The 18,309-nt window shown below is 45.7% G+C and carries 10 protein-coding genes; 3 read left to right on the top strand and 7 right to left on the bottom strand.

All coding sequences use genetic code 11. From position 1 onward, the window contains the following. Position 1: 1 nt before the first annotated feature. Positions 2–3,832, bottom strand: a complete 3,831-nt coding sequence (gene dnaE, locus MBO_RS00955; protein ID WP_036362153.1) for a DNA polymerase III subunit alpha — start codon at positions 3,830–3,832, stop codon at positions 2–4. A gap of 232 nt (positions 3,833–4,064) precedes the next feature. Between dnaE and MBO_RS00960 the strand changes: the two genes are divergently transcribed. From MBO_RS00960 to recD, 3 genes are read left to right on the top strand one after another with little or no spacing between them, the layout of a single operon-like run. Further along, the gene (locus MBO_RS00960; RefSeq protein ID WP_052585208.1) at positions 4,065–8,186 is read left to right on the top strand and encodes an exodeoxyribonuclease V subunit gamma; all 4,122 of its coding nucleotides are present in this window, start codon (positions 4,065–4,067) and stop codon (positions 8,184–8,186) included. After that, complete coding sequence (locus MBO_RS00965; RefSeq protein WP_052585209.1) at positions 8,179–12,060, top strand: UvrD-helicase domain-containing protein; 3,882 nt, start codon at positions 8,179–8,181, stop codon at positions 12,058–12,060. The genes MBO_RS00960 and MBO_RS00965 overlap by 8 nt, the downstream gene beginning before the upstream one ends. Positions 12,061–12,068: 8 nt before the next feature. Beyond that, positions 12,069–14,087 carry an exodeoxyribonuclease V subunit alpha gene (recD, locus tag MBO_RS00970; protein WP_036362156.1) on the top strand — a complete coding sequence of 673 codons (2,019 nt, stop codon included), beginning with the start codon at positions 12,069–12,071 and terminating at the stop codon, positions 14,085–14,087. Between the two features lie 103 nt (positions 14,088–14,190). Here recD and dusB read toward each other — a convergent pair whose 3' ends face one another. The 6 genes from dusB to MBO_RS01000 form a co-directional block, all read right to left on the bottom strand. Next, complete coding sequence (gene dusB / locus MBO_RS00975; RefSeq protein WP_052585210.1) at positions 14,191–15,192, bottom strand: tRNA dihydrouridine synthase DusB; 1,002 nt, start codon at positions 15,190–15,192, stop codon at positions 14,191–14,193. A gap of 65 nt (positions 15,193–15,257) precedes the next feature. Further along, positions 15,258–15,413, bottom strand: a complete 156-nt coding sequence (rpmG, locus tag MBO_RS00980) for a 50S ribosomal protein L33 (protein WP_003659281.1) — start codon at positions 15,411–15,413, stop codon at positions 15,258–15,260. 42 nt (positions 15,414–15,455) lie between these two features. Then, on the bottom strand, positions 15,456–15,692 hold the full coding sequence (gene rpmB / locus MBO_RS00985; protein ID WP_036362158.1) for a 50S ribosomal protein L28: 237 nt from the start codon (positions 15,690–15,692) through the stop codon (positions 15,456–15,458). A 272-nt stretch (positions 15,693–15,964) separates the two neighbouring features. Then, the gene (locus tag MBO_RS00990; RefSeq protein ID WP_227712648.1) at positions 15,965–16,309 is read right to left on the bottom strand and encodes a HopJ type III effector protein; all 345 of its coding nucleotides are present in this window, start codon (positions 16,307–16,309) and stop codon (positions 15,965–15,967) included. A gap of 12 nt (positions 16,310–16,321) precedes the next feature. After that, positions 16,322–16,570 (bottom strand): carbon storage regulator CsrA, encoded by a 249-nt coding sequence (gene csrA, locus MBO_RS00995; RefSeq protein ID WP_036362162.1) that lies wholly within the window; start codon positions 16,568–16,570, stop codon positions 16,322–16,324. A 245-nt stretch (positions 16,571–16,815) separates the two neighbouring features. After that, a complete protein-coding gene (locus MBO_RS01000) occupies positions 16,816–18,102 on the bottom strand; it encodes an aspartate kinase (RefSeq protein ID WP_036362165.1) in 1,287 nt (428 codons plus the stop codon). Between the last annotated feature and the right edge of the window lie 207 nt (positions 18,103–18,309).

Below are 18,309 nucleotides of genomic sequence, written 5' to 3' on the forward strand. Positions count from 1 at the left end.
CTTATCTTAATAATACATTCTGCGATGGCAGTATTGCTCTTAGCTCATCAAGCACGTCATCACTGGGATATAGGCGGAATCGATCATTGACCGAGACGCGTGAGATGCTGCATTCATCATACAAAAACAGCGATACCGGCAGACAGCCATCTCTTAATACTGTAGGTGCTGTGGTCGTAAGGATATTACCTTCTTCGTCATAAGCCACCGCATCTTCGATCTCCTCCTCATTGTCGTCAGTAGGCGATGGGATGAGATTGGCAGCAGGTGGTGTGTTTTCTTTTAGAAGTGGTATTAGTCTGCTTAGTCCTTCCATGTCATGAGCGTATAGTTTAATGTTTACCGCCGATAGGTGCTTTAATCGCGCTTGGGTTAGCGTCATGGCGTTCTGCATTCTGGCAAAAACACGACCATCATTCTCACGCACGCTTAGCGTGGCGATGATGATTGCGCCATTTAGGTTGGAGATGTATTCCCAGTCGGTTTTATCTTCAATTTTGCGCAGGGTTTGGGCGTTGAGATCTTTTGGTTTAAAGTTCTTATCGCTACTAAGATGAGCGTATTTATCCAGCAGTCGATCGCTAAGTGCGATGTTGGTCTCTAGGATGGGTTGTAGACGTGAGAATTTGTCGGTAAAGCAGCTAACTTCCACGCGCGCACTGCCATCATCAAGCGTGATGGCGACACGGTTGCCGAAGTTGGCGACATCGATAACCAGACCTGCCACACGGGCAAACTTATTATAACCAGTGTCCGACAGCTCGCTTAGGTGGCTAACATTGGTGTATTTTTTTAGTTCATCACGGTATTTATCCAGCGGATGACCTGTTAGGTATAAGCCTAACGTGTCTTTTTCGCCCTTTAGGCGGGTCTGATCACCCCAGACGATGTCGGGCAGTTCGGGCGCGACAGACAGACCGTCGTCCACTTCGCCAAATAAATCAAAAGTGCCAGCCAGCGCGTTTTGGCGGTTTTGCTCAGCGACTTGCATGGCAGCAGGCAGCTGTGCCCACAGTCCACCGCGGATATGATGACGCAGTTCTTGTTCGGCAAATTCTGGCTTAATCTGTATAGCCAAATCATCGAAACAGCCCGCGCAAATCAGCGCTTCTAAGGCGCGTTTGCCGACTTTTTTGATGTCAACACGATTACAAAAATCATAAAGGTCTTTGAATTTACTTTCTTTTCGTGCTTTGACGATGCTTGCCACCGCGTCCTCACCCACGCCTTTGATGGCACCAAGACCATAGATAATGGTTTTTTCGTCTTGTACGACAAAGTGCCAATCACTATGATTCACGCTCGGTGGGATGACAGACAGATCAAAGTTCTCTTTGCAATCAGAAATCAAGAACACGATGGTGTCAGTGTCATCCATCTCCGATGAAAGTACGGCCGCCATGAATTCGGCAGGGTAGTAGTACTTAAGATATGCGGTCTGATAAGCCAATACGCCATAGGCAGCAGAGTGCGATTTGTTAAAACCATAACCTGCAAATTTCTCTACCAGATCAAAAATCTGACCTGCCAAGTCGCCGGATATGCCTTGTCCGATCGCACCTTCTACGAAGATGCTGCGCTGCTTTGCCATCTCTTCAGGTTTCTTTTTACCCATGGCGCGTCGTAGCATATCAGCACCACCTAAGGTGTAGCCTGAGAGTACCTGAGCGATCTGCATGACTTGTTCTTGATAGACGATGACACCATAGGTCGCTTTTAAGGGTGGCTCTAGCCATTCATGCTGAAAATCAGGATGGGGATAGGCGGGTTCTTGGATGCCATGTTTACGATCGATGAAGTCTGTCACCATGCCTGATTCTAGCGGGCCTGGGCGATACAGGGCGCACATTGCGATGACGTCTTCGATGTTGGTGGGCTTGAGCTGCTTTAGGTATTTTTTCATGCCTGAGCTTTCAAGCTGGAACACGGCGGTGGTATTACCTGATTGTAGCACAGACTGATAGACGTCGCTGTCATCTAAGGGGAGCTTTTCAAGGTCAATGGGTTCTTGACCGAGCTTGGCGCGAGTGATGTTGATGTTATCAACCGCAGCTTGGATGACAGTAAGGTTTCGAAGTCCTAGAAAGTCAAATTTCACCAAGCCTACTGCCTCGACGTCGTCCTTATCGAACTGGCTGACAGGGTGTCCTTTGTCATCGCAGTACACCGCGCTAAAATCGCTGATTCGATTGGGTGCGATGAGTACGCCACCTGCGTGTTTACCGACGTTGCGCGTGATACCTTCTAGTTTTTTTGCCATCTCCCAGATTTCTGTGGCGGCTTGATGGTCGGGGTGTGTTGAACCTTCTTTTAGGAGTTCTTCGAGTAGCGGCTCTTCTGAACGTGCCTCATCAAGTGAGATGCCAGGTGTCTTTGGGATGAGTTTTGAGATTTTATCGGCAAGACCATATGATTTGCCCTGAACTCGTGCCACGTCGCGCACCACCGCACGCGCCGCCATGGTACCAAAGGTAATGATCTGTGAGACGGCCTGTCGCCCGTAGGTTCGCGCCACATAGTCGATCACGCGGTCGCGCCCTTCGATACAAAAGTCGATATCAAAGTCAGGCATCGACACACGCTCAGGATTCAAGAAACGCTCAAATAGTAAATCGTATTTGAGTGGATCAAGGTCGGTAATGTTTAGGCTATAAGCCACCAAAGAGCCAGCGCCCGAGCCACGTCCCGGACCGACAGGCACGCCATTGGCTTTTGCCCAGCGGATAAAGTCCATCACGATCAAAAAATACCCTGGAAAACCCATCTTAAGGATGATGCCAAGCTCATAATCCAATCGGTCTTTATATGATTGATAAATCGCATCCCAGTCATCTTCGCGCTTATCTTCAGGATACAGCTTGGCAAGTCGTTGGTGAAGACCATCTAGGCTGACCTTTTTAAAGAAACTCTCGATGGTGTCGCCTTCTGGAATGGGAAAGTCGGGCAGGACGTTAATACCTAGGGTAAGCGTGACGTTACAGCGACTGGCAAGTAGGTTGGTGTTTTCGATGACTTTCGGGATGTCTGAGAATAACTCTTCCATCTCTGCTTGGCTGCGAAAATACTGCGCTTCGGTGTAATCTCTAGGTCGGTTTGTATCTTCTAGAGTGTAGCCTGTTGCGATACACACGCGAGCTTCGTGCGCATCAAAGTCACTACTGGCGTTGTTTTCTTTGGCTTGTCCGACATCTTGTGGTACTGGATTGATAAATCGCACGTCATTATGAGCGATGATTGGAATGCCTGCCTTTGAGCCTTGAATGATCACTTCGCGGTTATAGGCGTTGTCCGATTCGTGTGTGCGCTTAATGCTAAGGTACAGGCGATCACCAAAAGCATCGTGCCAAGGCTTAACAGGTGTAGCGAACATCTCAGGATGATTGCCTTTTAATATGGCGGCAGTCTCTGAGCGATCGGTCAAAATGGCGATGATACCGTCGTTATTGGTAAATAAAGCTTCCTTGGTGATGATGGGCGTGTGCACCGTCACTGAGCCGTCCTGCATGGGTCGGTTGGTATAGGCATCGGACAATAGGCGCAGTAGGTTTTTGTAGCCGTCATTATTCATGGCATACAGTATCACCGAATGATTATTCTCTTCGGCGAGGCGATCAATGTCTTCACCGATCGTGGCTTCCACGCCGATGATAGGCTTAATGCCAGCTGCCGTGCAAACCTTATAGAACTTAACCGCAGCGAACATGTTGTTCACATCTGCCAAACCCAGTGCGGTCTGACCATCTTCACTGGCTTTTTTGACCAGTTCTTTGATGCGTACAATGGAATCAACGATGGCGAACTCACTGTGCACGCCCAAATGTACAAATGCCATTAATGTCTCTTTTTATTGGATGTCTTTATGAATAACTTGTTTAAAATGCTGTAAAAATGAGAGGGAATTATGGGGTGAATTATAGCATTGATTGGGTGGATTTTTAAGTGTTAATTTTAGATTGGGATGAGTGGATGGGCGGTGGATTTTTTATTAAAAATAACCAGGCTTGGCATGGATAATTAAAGCGATTCAAGGTACAATTTAATTTTTAGTTCAGCTTGGATTTGCCATGTTTCAGATTATCCAATCTAATGACACTGATGTCTTGGTTGATGAATTGATTAATTTTTACAAGAATCCGCATCAAAATCAGGCGGATTTTAGTGCGATGATCTTTACGCCGTTTGTGGTGATTGTGCCATCGATGGTGCTTGGGCATTGGCTTGAAAAACAAGTCGCTCTAAAGGCGGGTATCAGCACCATGATGACAGCTCAATTTTGGGGTCAGTATCAATGGAAGATGATTAAGCAGACGCTAGAGCTTGATGGTGCGATGGATCATAATGACGCCTTGGCGGTGCCTGAGGTAGCGATGCTGTCTGCCTCGGTCATGCGCTGGCGATTGTTTGGTTTTTTAAGTGCTAAAGCAAAACCTCAAGAATTATTAGAAATTCTAAATAATGATCAGCACGAATTGTATTTTCTTTTTAGACCATTGGCAGAGCAGAGCCAAGACCAATACGAGATACCAGACCATCGCTTGTGGCAGGCGTGTGATGAGTTATCTCGGCTGTATGTGCGTTATCTAGTACATCGCCCAGAGTGGCTGGATGCATGGGGGGATAATGAAAGCCTTGAGAATTTGGTCGAAGAAATGATCGCCGGCAAAGATCGATTTGGCGATGAATATGGTCAAAAAGAAGCCACACCTGATTGGCTGGTGGCGCATTATAAAAATCTAGAAAAGCTACTGCGCCATTTATGGTATGGGTTATTTAGACATGTCTATCAGATGCGCCAAAAGCTTGAGCATAGATTCTGGGATGTATTAGAAGGCAGGCGCAGCGGTGAATTGCGCCAAGCAGTGCTAAATAAGTTACCTAAAGATTTGTATTTATTTACCGTACAGCAGCTGCCACAGGTGGAGCTGTTATTCCTAAAAAGACTGTCGCTGGCAATCAACATTCGCCTGCTGCATTTTAACCCATCCAAGATGTTCTGGGCGGACATTGTTGATAAAAATTGGCTATTAACTCAGAACATCATCAATCCAAATGCTGTGTATAAAAAAGACTACGGGCATGGGTTATTATCTCGACTTGGTAAGGAATCGCGTGAGACTTTTGCCATGCTTGCTGATATGTCTGGCGGTGAATTTTATTATGAAGATGGCAATCAGCAGTTAAATCATGTAGATAATCTAAATAATAAAAGTGTACTACATCAGATTTATTGGCAGGATAAGTTCCAATCAAAAACCAGTGGCGAGAATGACAGTATCCTAAATCAATTAAAGCAAGACATCCTCATGCTTGGGGAGGATGAAGATGTCAAAGGCATGGCGATGGGGGAGGTGCTACAGATACTAAGCGACAAAAAACGCCCAAAATCAGTAGCGACTTTATCAGAGCTTAGCAAAACTGACAAAGAACTACTGCCAAGCTTAAGCGTTCATGCTTGCCATGGATTAAAAAGACAGCTTGAGATTGCTCGTACGATGATCGCCAAATATCTAAACGATCACCAAAAAAAACCATCTGATGTGGTGATATTACTGCCTGATGTGGAGGAAGCTCAGAACACCATTCGGGCGGTGTTCCCTGATGGTGTGGGTGTTGATGGGCTGTATTTGCCCATCAAAATCACAGGCACGACCGCGCGTGAAATCGATGAGCTGCTTCAGGCCATGCTTGGCTTTTATCGTTTGTGCGGTGTAAAACATGCGCGGTTTTATGCCGATGAATTTTATGAATGGCTCATGAATCCTGCAGTGTATGAGAACTTTGGATTAAGCTTTGATGAAGCGTATCGTGCAAGGTATCTGCTCGAGGAAGCTGGCTTTCGCCGTGGCTTTGATGCATCTCATATCGGTCAGACATTGCATGACAGTGACACTGATTATCGATACACGTTTAGCTATGCCTTGGATCGCATTGTCATGGGATTTGTTGCACCAAATGAGCAGTTGCCAAGTGAGCTACTATATCCATTTGACTGGACGGATGGCGCTAGTGAAGCGACTCTGGCTCTGGGCGGGATTGTGCTTAATGATAAAAACATCGTTCAAGCGCTGTGCCGAATGCATGAGGCTTTGGCGTATTTTGGCGGGCAATATCAGCAGCGTGACAAAGTGCAGCATTGGCTAAATAGGATTGAGCATGAGCTGATTGATGATTATTTTTATGCCATTAAGCAAACCACGAAGATGCGTGCGATCTTTGAGGCGAAGAATGCCATGCTGGCAAGCCTAAGAGCGAACGCTCAGCACGGCAGTGATGATGATATTTATCTGACCTTAGAATTTGTATTAGAGAGTCTGTCAGAGGCAGTGGGGCTACAAGCTGTCGCTGCTGAGCCTGCAGATGTAATCACGGTGGCACGTTTTGGTTCGCTAAGAAGTGTACCGTTTGGGCTGACTGTCATGCTGGGTATGAATCTATCAGCATTCCCACGTCAAGACAGAAGCATGAGGCTGGATCTGATGCGCGCAGGGCTAAAGCGGCGCGGCGATCGCTCGAACGAAGACGATGATAATGGCGCGTTCTTGGATGCACTGCTATGTACCAAAGACACGTGTTTGATTTTTTACGATGGTATGAGTGCTGATGGTAGCACGGCACTGCTCCCGGCATCGCCTGTGACAGAGCTGATTGAATTTTTAAAGTCGGGCATGGATTGGCAGCTGCCTGATTCAGCTGATGATTTGACCAGACGAGTTGGTGAGCGACTACCTGGCTTAATTGAGCATTATCTGCTGACTAGGCATGAGGCGATGAGCTTTGAGCGGTCGTTGTTTTATCGTGATGATGGCGTGATTAACGATGATGATCCTGTGTCTGCCTTAACGAGCGTCATTGATGACAAAAAGCGTGAACTGCAGTCATTCCTACCGCCTGCACCACTTTGGCAAAATGTGCGTCAGGTGCTTGACGATAGATTGCGCGATACAGAAGATAAGTCGTTTGTAACACTGCCGACTGATGATGAGCTGGCAAGGATTCAAGCGGTCTTTACTAAGGTGATGACTGGGTCGTCAGATGCTGATCAGTCGGTGGATGATCTGCTGTCAGCTTGCCACATTGAGCTACCAAGTTACCTTACCGTACAGACGATCAACAGCGCCATCAAATCACCTGCCAAATCTTATCTGCAAGGTAAACTTATGGTATTAACTGCCTTGGAGGGGATGGATCGAGATGAGCCATTATCGATGGGTGGTCTGGAGGGTTGGCGGCTCAGCGATACCATCGTTCAGACCTTGGCGACAGGGGTGTTCGATGGCAAGAACATCAATGAGATGGATGTAAAAGCGCTGTTTGACGTGGCGATGCCATCTGACTTGACACCCCAAAGACAGCAAAAGCTTACCCAGTTCAAGGCGCTTCGTCACGAGCCGCTACTGCCTGCAGGCGCAACCAAATACGCACGCCTAAAACAAGACATTGAGCTGGTAAGTGGTGTGGTTGATGAATTTTGGACTCAGCTGAATAATGCGAATGGTAGTCTAGTGGGGCAGTTGGAGGTGGATGGCGGTAGTAGTCTGAACTTTTCGGCGCTCATCACATCCACCCAAGAGCAGGCGATCCCGCTACATATCGGCACAAAGCCGCTGAAGATCTTGGCTCAATTACCAGATTTCTCAAGCGATCATTGGCTTAATGTCTTGGTAAGTAGTACTTCATCGGATAAGCTGCTTGGGTTCTGGGTGCAGCATTTGTTATGGCAGATTCATCGCCAAACAACCGCTCAAGACGAACGTACCGATCGCGGTATGAGTATTTGGCGTTATAAAAAAGGACGAAAGCTGATTAAGCCATTTTCTGAGGTTGCTACCATCGTGATGCGCCCGATTTGTGCCGATAAGGCGATGCGGTATTTAAAAAATCTGATACTATTCGCCGTATTGACTCGCGTGACGCCATTGGTGATAACGGCAGATAACGCCTTAAAAATTCTATCTTTGGATGATGCGCCGGTGGAGGATTTAAGTCTTGATGACTGCATTGGCAAGGATACAGATTATTCTAGTAAAGATCTGCATTGGGAGGCGCTGCTTCAAGGGCAGAACGTAGATCAAGCAATGAGACAGGCAGCGATATTGGCTAAGCCTTTATATGGTGATGTTTTGGCATACATGACAACTTTAGAGAATCTAAATCGCCCATCAGCACAAGGAGATGCTCATGAGTGATATTCGTAGCACGCCTGCCACGGCCTGCACGCTATCAGGCGCTTATCTGATCGAGGCATCTGCAGGTACGGGCAAGACTTGGACGCTTTCGGGCATTATTTTACGCTTACTGGTTGAGAAAAAGTATGCACCAGAGCGGATCATTGCCACCACATTTACCCGCGCTGCCGCCGCTGAGATGCAGGAGCGAATTCAGGCGCGCTTGACGACTTTTTATCGCTATTTGACTTGGATGAAGTCTAAGCAGGCCACTCATGAGTCATGGTTTGACCGCAAGATACCCACTTCAGATCGTCTTAATGAGATTGTCACAACTGCCAAGCAGGCGGGCATTGATGAGGCGGATGATATTGTCAATCAGCATTTGATTGAGTTCTTGATTAACCATGAGGATGATTTTGCTTTTGATGAGGCGTTTCGTCGGGTGGGGCTATTGCTATCAATGCTCGATAAGCTCTTTGTGGGTACGCTCGACAGTCTGGCACAAAAATGGCTCAAAGAGTTCGCCGCTGAAATTGGTCATCAGGCAAAAGCAGAAATCCAATACGACAGCGATGACGTCACGACCGCCATCATTCATGACAGCCTGCGTAAGAAGCACGCACAAATCATCACTCAAAACCCCAAGCTATACGCATTCATTGCGCCCAGTAATGTACTTAGTGACATTCATGGCACCAAAGTCACCATCAATCTTACCACACAGTTTTTTGATGCGCCGATTGACTCGATGCCCGATATTGATGATGCTTATGTGGAGAGTCTTGAGGCTGAACTGGATGAAATTTTAAGTTATGATTTGGACGAGATTCATCAATTCTTGGATGATGACTATCGAAAAAAAGTAGGGATTAATGGTCATGCCAACCTGCCCAAATCTTTGGATAAGTTGACCGAAATCCAAGCACTGATTCGTGAGCATGGCATTGGATTTGTCAATCATTTGGAACCATTGAAAAATTGGATTAAAAATATCGAGAAAATCAAAGACATAACAAATCTGACGAACAAAAATTACGATCACGATGCGGTGATGATGCTGTATGATTTTATCCAAAAAAAACTGATCAACATTCCGCCAATCATTGAGAAGATTCGTGATATTAGTGTTCAATATCGAGCTTATCTATATCGTCAAATCGCTGAGGATGTCCGACGGCTGAGCCCGTCATGGCTTGAGGGCATGGGTAAGACGACATTCACCTTGCAGATGAAGCGTTTGAATGATGCGCTGGCAAGCAGTAAGGATTTGGTGCGTCGCATTCGTCATCACTATCCTGTGGCACTCATCGACGAGTCGCAGGACGTGAATGGCGCTCAGGTAGCTCTGATTAAGCGGGTATATATCGACCCCTTGCAAGACGAATTACAAAATAACAAAACACCCAAGGGATTTTTGTTACTGGTGGGCGACCCTAAGCAGGCGATTTACCGTTTCCGTGGCGGTGATGTGAGCAACTATAACTACATAAAATACTTGGGAAATGCTCAACATCAACAAGACAAACAGCGTCAGATTATCAATAAAGACTTAACACTAACCGTAAATAGGCGCTCTAACAAAGCCCTGATTGATGCGTTAAATCAATGGTTCGTGAATGAGTCGTTTGATGGCTTGAACCCTGCCAAACTCGGTGAAGGCATCTATTATCAGCACATCGAAGCGCACAATCAAACCCAAAGACTGTCTTGGCAAAATAAATCAATGCAGGCAAGCTACCTAGATGAAAAGCCATTAACAGTATTGCACACGTCTTATTTAAATGGCGATGATGCTTGGCAAAAACATCAGGCGATTGCCCATCATATTAATAGCCTTCTACAAAATCCGCATTGCACGATGGATGATAACGGCAGGTCAAGACCCATCGTCCCCAGTGATATTGCTATCTTGGCTAAGACCAAGGCTGAATTCTCAGCGGTTAAAGGTTATTTAGATAAACTAAACATTCCTGCCATTGCTATCAAAGATGAGAATGTCTTTGCCATGCCTGCCGCTAATGATTTATACGCCTTGTTGGCTGTGTGTCTGGATGCGGGCAATCTTGAGAAAGTAGGTCGGCTGCTAAGCGGGTATTTGTTTGGATTGTCTCTTGACGACATTACGACTTTATTCACTGATGAGTCGGATCAAATGAGCCAAGATGGTGCAGAGCAGAAGATTCGATTGTTCGGTTATCTTGCCAAAATGCGCGAACAATGGCAAAAGTACGGCATCGCCAGCGCGATTTGGTATGCACTATCGATTAACCCGCTAAACGACAAACGCAGTCTATCTGATGGCTTATGGCTAAATGCTGCCAAAGCCGGTGAGCGATACTTGGCAGACTTGTGGCAAGTGGTTGAATTGGTAGGTGAGCAGTCGCATCTGCACGAGACCGCGCTGTTAGAATGGTTCGAGATTCAAATGCAAGAGGGTGCAAGTGAGTACAACAAAAGAAGGGTGCTGCCCAGCGAAGCAGGCGTGAATCTGATGACCATCCATGCATCAAAAGGGCTTGAATTTCCCATCGTATATGTGCTCGGACTTGAAAAGTCGGTGAAGGGCAATAATGCGTTATTTTACCCTTATAGCGATGATAAATATCAAAGACGCATCTCGCCCGTTCGCAATAGAGGTGATGTGGATTATGGGGCGCTTGATCTTACGGAGAGTGTCGATGAGGCTAAGCGCATAGGCTATGTCGCCCTAACACGTGCATCTGAGCAGGTGTATGTGGTGGCTTCGGACAGCTATTATGCAGATAATAGCACATCCCCCATGTTCATATGGTGTCAAGCTAGTAAGCAAAAAGCGCTGACGTTACCGGAGCGAATGCAAGGCAAGATGGGCTGGATTGAGCTTTTGGATTGCGAAGACTTAATCAAATCGCGCTATAATGCCAATGATAAGCCTCAATCTTGCATCAATTACGTGGATTGGCACGTCGCCATTCCCAAGCAGTCTTTTGAAGGCATACATCAGGCGAGCTTTACAAGGTTAATCAATCAGTTAGAGTCATCACAGGGGATGATGGATGATGACAAACAAGACGTTCATGACGAAATGGTGATCGATGACTCATCTGATGAGGTGGTTGAGCGTATTCAAAACACCTTTGTCCGTGGTGCGACAGCGGGTGAATTCTTGCATTTGGTATTACAAGAAGTGGGTACATCCATGCCCATCACTGACAGGTCAGGTCAGCTACTCGCCATCAGTCAGGAGATTGATCGTCAGGCGCGCAAATTAGGCTTGGCTGAGTATCTAAGCCATAAGCACCAATCTATGCCTTTAGAATCGGATAAAAACACGCCGCATCGTCAGCTGGTGCTTTGGCTGTATGAGGTGATTCATGCCAAATTTGGCGCATCGGGCACCAATCTAAAATCACTGCATAATGGCAATAGTGTGCGCGAGATGAAGTTTGTGCTTGGGTTAAAGCATGGCTTTGGCGTGGCTGACATTAATGCAGTTTTTGAAGAACACAGCGACCATGCGTTGGAATTAACCCCCGACCATAACGATCGCGTGTATCATTATCTTAAAGGTGAGATTGATTTATTATATGAGCATGAGGGCAGGTTCTTTGTGCTGGATTATAAGTCGAATTTTTTGGGTGATGATTGGCGTGATTATGATAGACAGTCGCTCATATCAGCGATGTATAAGGCGGGTTATTGGCTGCAAGCAGCGTTCTATCAGGTGGCGCTACATCGCCTATTAAAGATGAGAATCGCTGACTACGTGGGTAATGAATCGCGCTATCTTGGTGCGACAGAATATCTGTTCTTGCGTGGTATCTCATCTGACGATGAGCGCGGGGAGTGCGGGCGCATGATATGGCAGATACCGTTAAATCTAACCTTGGCATTAGATGAATTATTTGAATAGGACACACCATGAACGATACTGCGATCAGTCATTACATCACCAGTCGCATCAGGGCAAATGCCGATTGGTATGAGGGCAAGGGAATGGTTTTGCCATATCAGTACGATTCATTGGCATCTGATGTATTCCTTGTGCTGAATTTTAACAGCATGCTTGCCTTGGATGAGGGGCATACTGTGATGATGGTTGCCAATAATGGTACGCTATCAGACATCAAAGGGCTGTCTCATTGGCAGGCGACACTGTTGTCTCCTGCGATGATGTCCTTGGCAGGGCAATTTAAAGATGGGCAAAGCCCACTTGAGTTTGAGCGTTATTTTGATGAGATGGGTGAACTGCGCAGACAGTCACCTCATGAACTGCCTAATTATCTTAATCGACAACATCACGAGTTCAAGCAGGCACTGCTAAAGTCGCCACGCCTTAGCGCTTCACCAGCTGAGCTAAGCTTATTATTCATGGCGGTTCTTAGGGTATTTGATGGTGTGAGTCATGAGCTGAATGATGATTTTGAGCGGTTTGTGACGTTATTGGCTGATAGTATATATTTTGCTGACTTTGAACATAAGCCGACCATTGGCACGCCATTGATGATAAAACGAGGTGATTCTGGCGAGTTATATATCTGGTCAAATAGAGCATGGCGAGCTGAGCGCATGACGATGCATCACATTGAGCGTATCTTGGGGGCGAAAGTCGAGCCATTCGATGTGAGTGATTTGCCAAAAGGTATGAAAGCTGCACAAGAGCAGGCCGTTAATCTGGTGAGTTGCTCGCCATTTGCCATTATCACAGGCGGACCAGGCACGGGTAAGACATATACGGTGGCTCAGATTGTGCTGGCACTGCTTCGCCAAAACCCACAAATTAACCTAGCGTTGGCAGCCCCTACAGGTAAGGCAGCTCAGCGTATGGGCGAGTCTTTACAAAAATCACTAGATGGCGCTCAAATCGATCTGCCAGAGCCAAAAACCATCCATCGACTGCTTGGTATCGGTCGTCATGGCAGTCCGCGCTACCATGAATATAATCCACTGTCCCAAGACATCATTATTATTGATGAGGCATCCATGTTGGGTGCGGAGCTGTCCTGTTCGCTACTGGCAGCAGTCAAGACGGGTGCCAGATTGATACTGCTTGGGGATGCGCATCAGTTGTCAGCGGTGGAAGCAGGGGCGGTGCTTGCTGATCTTTGTCGTGTGGATAAGCTACAACAATCTCGTGTGCATTTATCGGAGTCAACTCGCTTTACGTCCACATCGAGTGTGGGTAAATTGGCGACATTCATCAATGACTATAATGCAAAGGGCAGTGCCTTGCCACAGATTGAGGCGTTAATAGATAGCGAGGCGAATTTATCATGGGTCAATTTACAGCATAATAAGGATTTTCTAGAAAGATTAATCGAGCCTTATTCCACATATTTTGAGCAAAGTAAAAATCTACTAAGACAAATCAACCGATACAGCGATGACCAAAAAAACAATCAAATCAAAGTGCTAATCGATGAGCTGAATCGCTATCGCATTCTCACGGCATCGCATGTCGGGGTGGCGGGCGATGTGATGATCAATGAATACATCGCCAAGAAGCATCGCGATGAACTGCGTGCCTCTACATGGACGCTGCCATGGTATCATGGGCGAGTGGTGATGGTGCAGACCAACCGATATGATTTGGGCTTGTTCAATGGCGACATTGGTGTATGCATCCAAGAAAATGGCGAGTTGTTCATATATTTTGATGGCGCGATACTCAAAAAAGTCTCTGTGAGTGTTCTGGGTGGCGAGACGGTGACAACAGCCTACGCCATGACTGTTCATAAATCGCAAGGTTCGGAGTTTAATACAGTGGCGGTGGCTTTTGATGATTCTAACAGTCGACTGCTGTCAAAAGAGCTGATCTATACTGCTGTCACGCGAGCCAAAGACAGTGTGCAGATTTATGCCACACCTACTGCGCTAGACATCGCCATCAAAACGCCAACCATCCGTACTACAGGACTTGGGCTGTTGCATGAATTGTGATTGGCGCTAACCGCACTATAATTTTGATGGTGTAATTGTTTTATCTGATTTCAAACGAATGTCTGGTTTAAATTTGCATTGATCTGATTAGGATGCATTCAATTTAATGAGTCATGTCGTGACTGCGCAAAAATTCATCCGCAACAGCAAACTGCCCAGCAGTGGTGTCTTTGCTGTACATCGCTTCACGAAAGGCGTTGGAGTTGGGCAAACCACCTGTGTACCAAGCGATGTGCTTACGAGCAATGCGGCAGCCTGAATATTCACCATAGAATTGATATAGCTCTTCTAAGTGAGTGAGTACAATCTCGCGAAGCTCTGATATGCTAGGCGATGCAAGAAGTTCACCTGTTTGTAGGTAATGATGAATGTCACGAAAAATCCACGGCTTGCCTTGAGCGGCGCGTCCGATCATGATGGCGTCCGCGCCTGTTAGTTCATAGACGGCTTTGGCTTTTTGTGGGCTGTCGATGTCGCCATTGACGATGACAGGGATTTTGACTTGTTGTTTGACTTGCTTGATAAGGTCATAGCGTGCCTCGCCCGTATAAAAATCCTCTCTGGTGCGCCCATGGATGGCAATGGCAGCAATGCCTGCTTTCTCGGCGATGTCGGCGATTTTTAGGATATTTTCTTGACCGTTGGCGAAGCCCAGCCGAGTTTTTAGGGTGACAGGCACATCCACAGCATCTACGGCGGCCTCTAATAGCTGTCTTACCAGGATTTCATCTTGTAGTAATGCCGAACCTGCCAGTTTTTTGCAGACTTTTTTGGCAGGGCACCCCATGTTAATATCAACAATCTGCGCACCATTAGCCACCTGAAAACGAGTCGCTTCGGCAAGCTTGTCAGGTTCTGCGCCTGCGATTTGAGCAGAGATGGGCGCAATTTCACCGTCAAAATTAGCACGATAAAGTGATTTTTTGCGTGCGTATAGAGCAGTATCAGCGATGATCATTTCACTGACTGCGTGACCTGCGCCAAATGACTTGGATAGTCTTCGAAACGGATTATCAGTAACGCCTGCCATTGGGGCGACGATCAGCCGATTGGCGATGGTTTGATTGCCGATATTGAGCGGCGTTAGTAGGGGGTGTGTTGTCATTGCCAAACCTAAAGATCTAAGAAAAGGACCACCAAAATGGCGGTCCTTTTATCATTAAAGCAAAATTACTTGATTTTTGCTTCTTTGAATAGAACGTGTTGGCGAATTTTTGGATCAAATTTTTTGATTTCCATTTTGCCAGGCATGGTACGCTTGTTCTTAGTAGTGGTGTAGAAATAACCAGTACCAGCGGTAGAAACTAGTTTAATTTTATCTCTCATGATCGTGTCCTTAAAACTTAATCTAAATGGAAAAATCTAAAATTAGATTTTTTGACCTTGTGCGCGTAGGTCGGCAAGCACTTTTTCGATGCCGTGCTTGTCAATGATGCGCATACCTTTAGATGATACACGAAGACGTACGAAGCGGTTCTCAGACTCTACCCAAAAACGATGGTTGTGTAGGTTTGGTAGGAAGCGACGACGGGTTTTGTTGTTCGCGTGTGATACGTTGTTACCCACTAGCGGGCGCTTTCCAGTCACTTGACATACTCGAGACATGGTGAACTCCTAATAATACATGGCGCGGATATTGAGCGGTATCGGGTGCGCCGTTTGGACAAGGTGCCTTATAAATGGTATGGACATAGCACAAATTTGACCAAACTATAAGGTTACACCATTCTTTTTTGTTGTTAAAGGCGACAACAATCAAGAAATGGCAGAAAAATTAAAGCCCAAATTATATAGCAAATTTACTCGAATTTCAAGTAAATTCTATCTAATTTGGGATTTTTAGCATTTATTTAATAGTTAAAATCAAATGTTAAGCATTAACGAGCGGTTAGAGCGTTCTTTTGAAGTCCGATGCCTTGCCAACCATAATGCATAAAATTACGAATATTGGCATGATCAGTGCCGTCAGGATTGCCCAATACAGATTGATAATGCTCAGCGAAAAGTTTTAGCGTGTCCACTTGATTCAATCCGTGCAGCTTGGCTAGGCTAAATACTTTAGCAGAACTTTCGTTGGTACCAGCTGCATTCACAACTTCGCCATTGCTAAATTCAACAGGCGTGTAGTCATAATTGCCATCGATGAATGCAATCACGTCAGCGAATTTTAGTGCGCCTGTTTCGATGCCATTTAGCATAGCAGAGATACTCGTGGTCATGATGTCATCCTGTAATTATCGGTTGAAGTAATCATCATCATCGAATGATGGCGGTGCGAAGTTGCCTTGTTCTAGGTGGCTCATGTGTGCCTGCATAGAACGCTCATGTTGAATGCGCTGATATATCTCTTCGCGGTGAACAGCGATGTCTTTTGGGGCCTTCACACCTAGGCGAACTTGGTTGCCTTTGACACCAAGAACGGCTACGCTGACTTCATCACCAATCATTAAAGTTTCACCAACACGGCGAGTTAGGATTAACATAAATAGCTCCTTGCACTATAAAAATAAAGTAAACTCGATTACGATATACGTTGAAATTCACTCACACAAAAATAAAAAATACCCAAGTTGCTATTATAAGGCGCGTTGGGTATTTTGTCAGCAGTTTTTAGAATAAGTTATGTAAATTTTTCTTATTAATGATTTACAACCATGCTAAAATCGTTACTATTGTTGATGGAATTTTAAGCAATTATTTGATTAAAATTCCATCGGTTGTCAGGCAATTATAGGCCAGCAACTTTACTTTCACCATCTTCACGATCTAGACCAAAAGCGGTGTGTAGTGATTTCACAGCTTTTTCTAGGTGCTGTTCTTGGATGAGTACAGAAACTTTAATCTCAGAAGTTGAGATCATTTGTAGGTTGATGTTCTCAGATGCCAGTGTGTCGAACATCTTGCTGGCAACGCCTGCGTGAGAGCGCATGCCCACACCAACGATCGATACTTTGACAACTTTATCATCGCCAACAATTTGGGTTGCACCGATGTCGTCTTTTACTTTCTCGTTTAGGATTTTTAGGGCTTTATCATAGTCGCCACGAGGTACAGTAAAGCTAAAATCAGTCACACCGTTCTCAGAGATGTTTTGGATAATCATGTCCACTTCGATGTTAGCGGCACTGATTGGGCTTAGGATGGCAGATGCAATGCCTGGGCGGTCTGGCACGCCAAGCAATACAATTTTGGCTTCATCGCGGTTAAAGGCAATGCCTGAGATTACGGCACGTTCCATATCATCTCCTTCGTCAACGGTAATTAAAGTACCGACATTTTGTTTAAATTCACCATCAAATGCACCATCAGTGCCTTCATCAAAACTTGACAGCACTCGTAAAGGCACTTTGTATTTGCCTGCAAATTCTACCGAACGAATTTGCAATACTTTTGAACCAAGAGATGCCATTTCTAGCATTTCTTCAAAAGTGATTTTTGAGAGTTTTCTGGCTTTTGAGGTAACTCGTGGGTCGGTGGTGTATACACCGTCCACATCGGTGTATATTTGGCATTCATCAGCACCGATGGCAGCGGCAATCGCAACACCTGTTGTGTCTGAACCGCCACGACCCAGTGTCGTTAAGTCATTATGTTCGTTCACACCTTGGAAACCTGCCACGATCAGAACTTTACCATCGGCAAGTTCGCGTTTTAGATTGTCAGCGTCAATGTGCTCAATGCGCGCCTTGGTATGTGTGGTGTCGGTCTTAATGGCGACTTGGCGACCAGTCATTGATTTGGCATCTAAGCCTAGGTCTTTTAGCGCCATGGCAAGTAGGGCGATAGAAACCTGTTCTCCAGTAGCAACCATTTGATCATATTCGCGTGCATCTGGATCATTGCTGATTTCATGAGCCAGAGCAATCAGTCGGTTTGTTTCACCACTCATCGCTGATACCACAACCACAACTTGATGTCCGTGGTCATGCCAGCGCTTAACTCGGGCTGCGACATTTTTGATGCGGCTGGTGTTACCCATTGAGGTGCCGCCGTATTTTTGTACGATTAACGCCATTGTGTCTGCCTTTTAATTGCTAATAGAAAACCCAAAGGTTCTCAATAAATTGTAAAAATTATAATCCAAATCATTCTTAAAATAAACTGATAAATTCATCAAAAAAATTAATGAATCACTGTCTATTTAGTATGGTTTAATCATTCGGATGACTTTAATGTTGATGTTCTGATAATTTCAAATGATCAAAATATCGCCACAAGCTTC

The sequence above is a fragment of the Moraxella bovoculi 237 genome, from assembly GCF_000696305.2.
In the GTDB taxonomy this organism is placed as follows: domain Bacteria; phylum Pseudomonadota; class Gammaproteobacteria; order Pseudomonadales; family Moraxellaceae; genus Moraxella; species Moraxella bovoculi.

What these genes read in the sequence shown, in the direction of transcription:
- dnaE (WP_036362153.1), bottom strand. Translation starts at nt 3,832, where the DNA reads ATGGCATTTGTACATTTGGGCGTGCACAGTGAGTTCGCCATCGTTGAT.
- csrA (WP_036362162.1), bottom strand. Translation starts at nt 16,570, where the DNA reads ATGTTAATCCTAACTCGCCGTGTTGGTGAAACTTTAATGATTGGTGAT.
- MBO_RS00960 (WP_052585208.1), top strand. Translation starts at nt 4,065, where the DNA reads ATGTTTCAGATTATCCAATCTAATGACACTGATGTCTTGGTTGATGAA.
- MBO_RS00965 (WP_052585209.1), top strand. Translation starts at nt 8,179, where the DNA reads ATGAGTGATATTCGTAGCACGCCTGCCACGGCCTGCACGCTATCAGGC.
- rpmG (WP_003659281.1), bottom strand. Translation starts at nt 15,413, where the DNA reads ATGAGAGATAAAATTAAACTAGTTTCTACCGCTGGTACTGGTTATTTC.
- MBO_RS01000 (WP_036362165.1), bottom strand. Translation starts at nt 18,102, where the DNA reads ATGGCGTTAATCGTACAAAAATACGGCGGCACCTCAATGGGTAACACC.
- dusB (WP_052585210.1), bottom strand. Translation starts at nt 15,192, where the DNA reads ATGACAACACACCCCCTACTAACGCCGCTCAATATCGGCAATCAAACC.
- rpmB (WP_036362158.1), bottom strand. Translation starts at nt 15,692, where the DNA reads ATGTCTCGAGTATGTCAAGTGACTGGAAAGCGCCCGCTAGTGGGTAAC.
- recD (WP_036362156.1), top strand. Translation starts at nt 12,069, where the DNA reads ATGAACGATACTGCGATCAGTCATTACATCACCAGTCGCATCAGGGCA.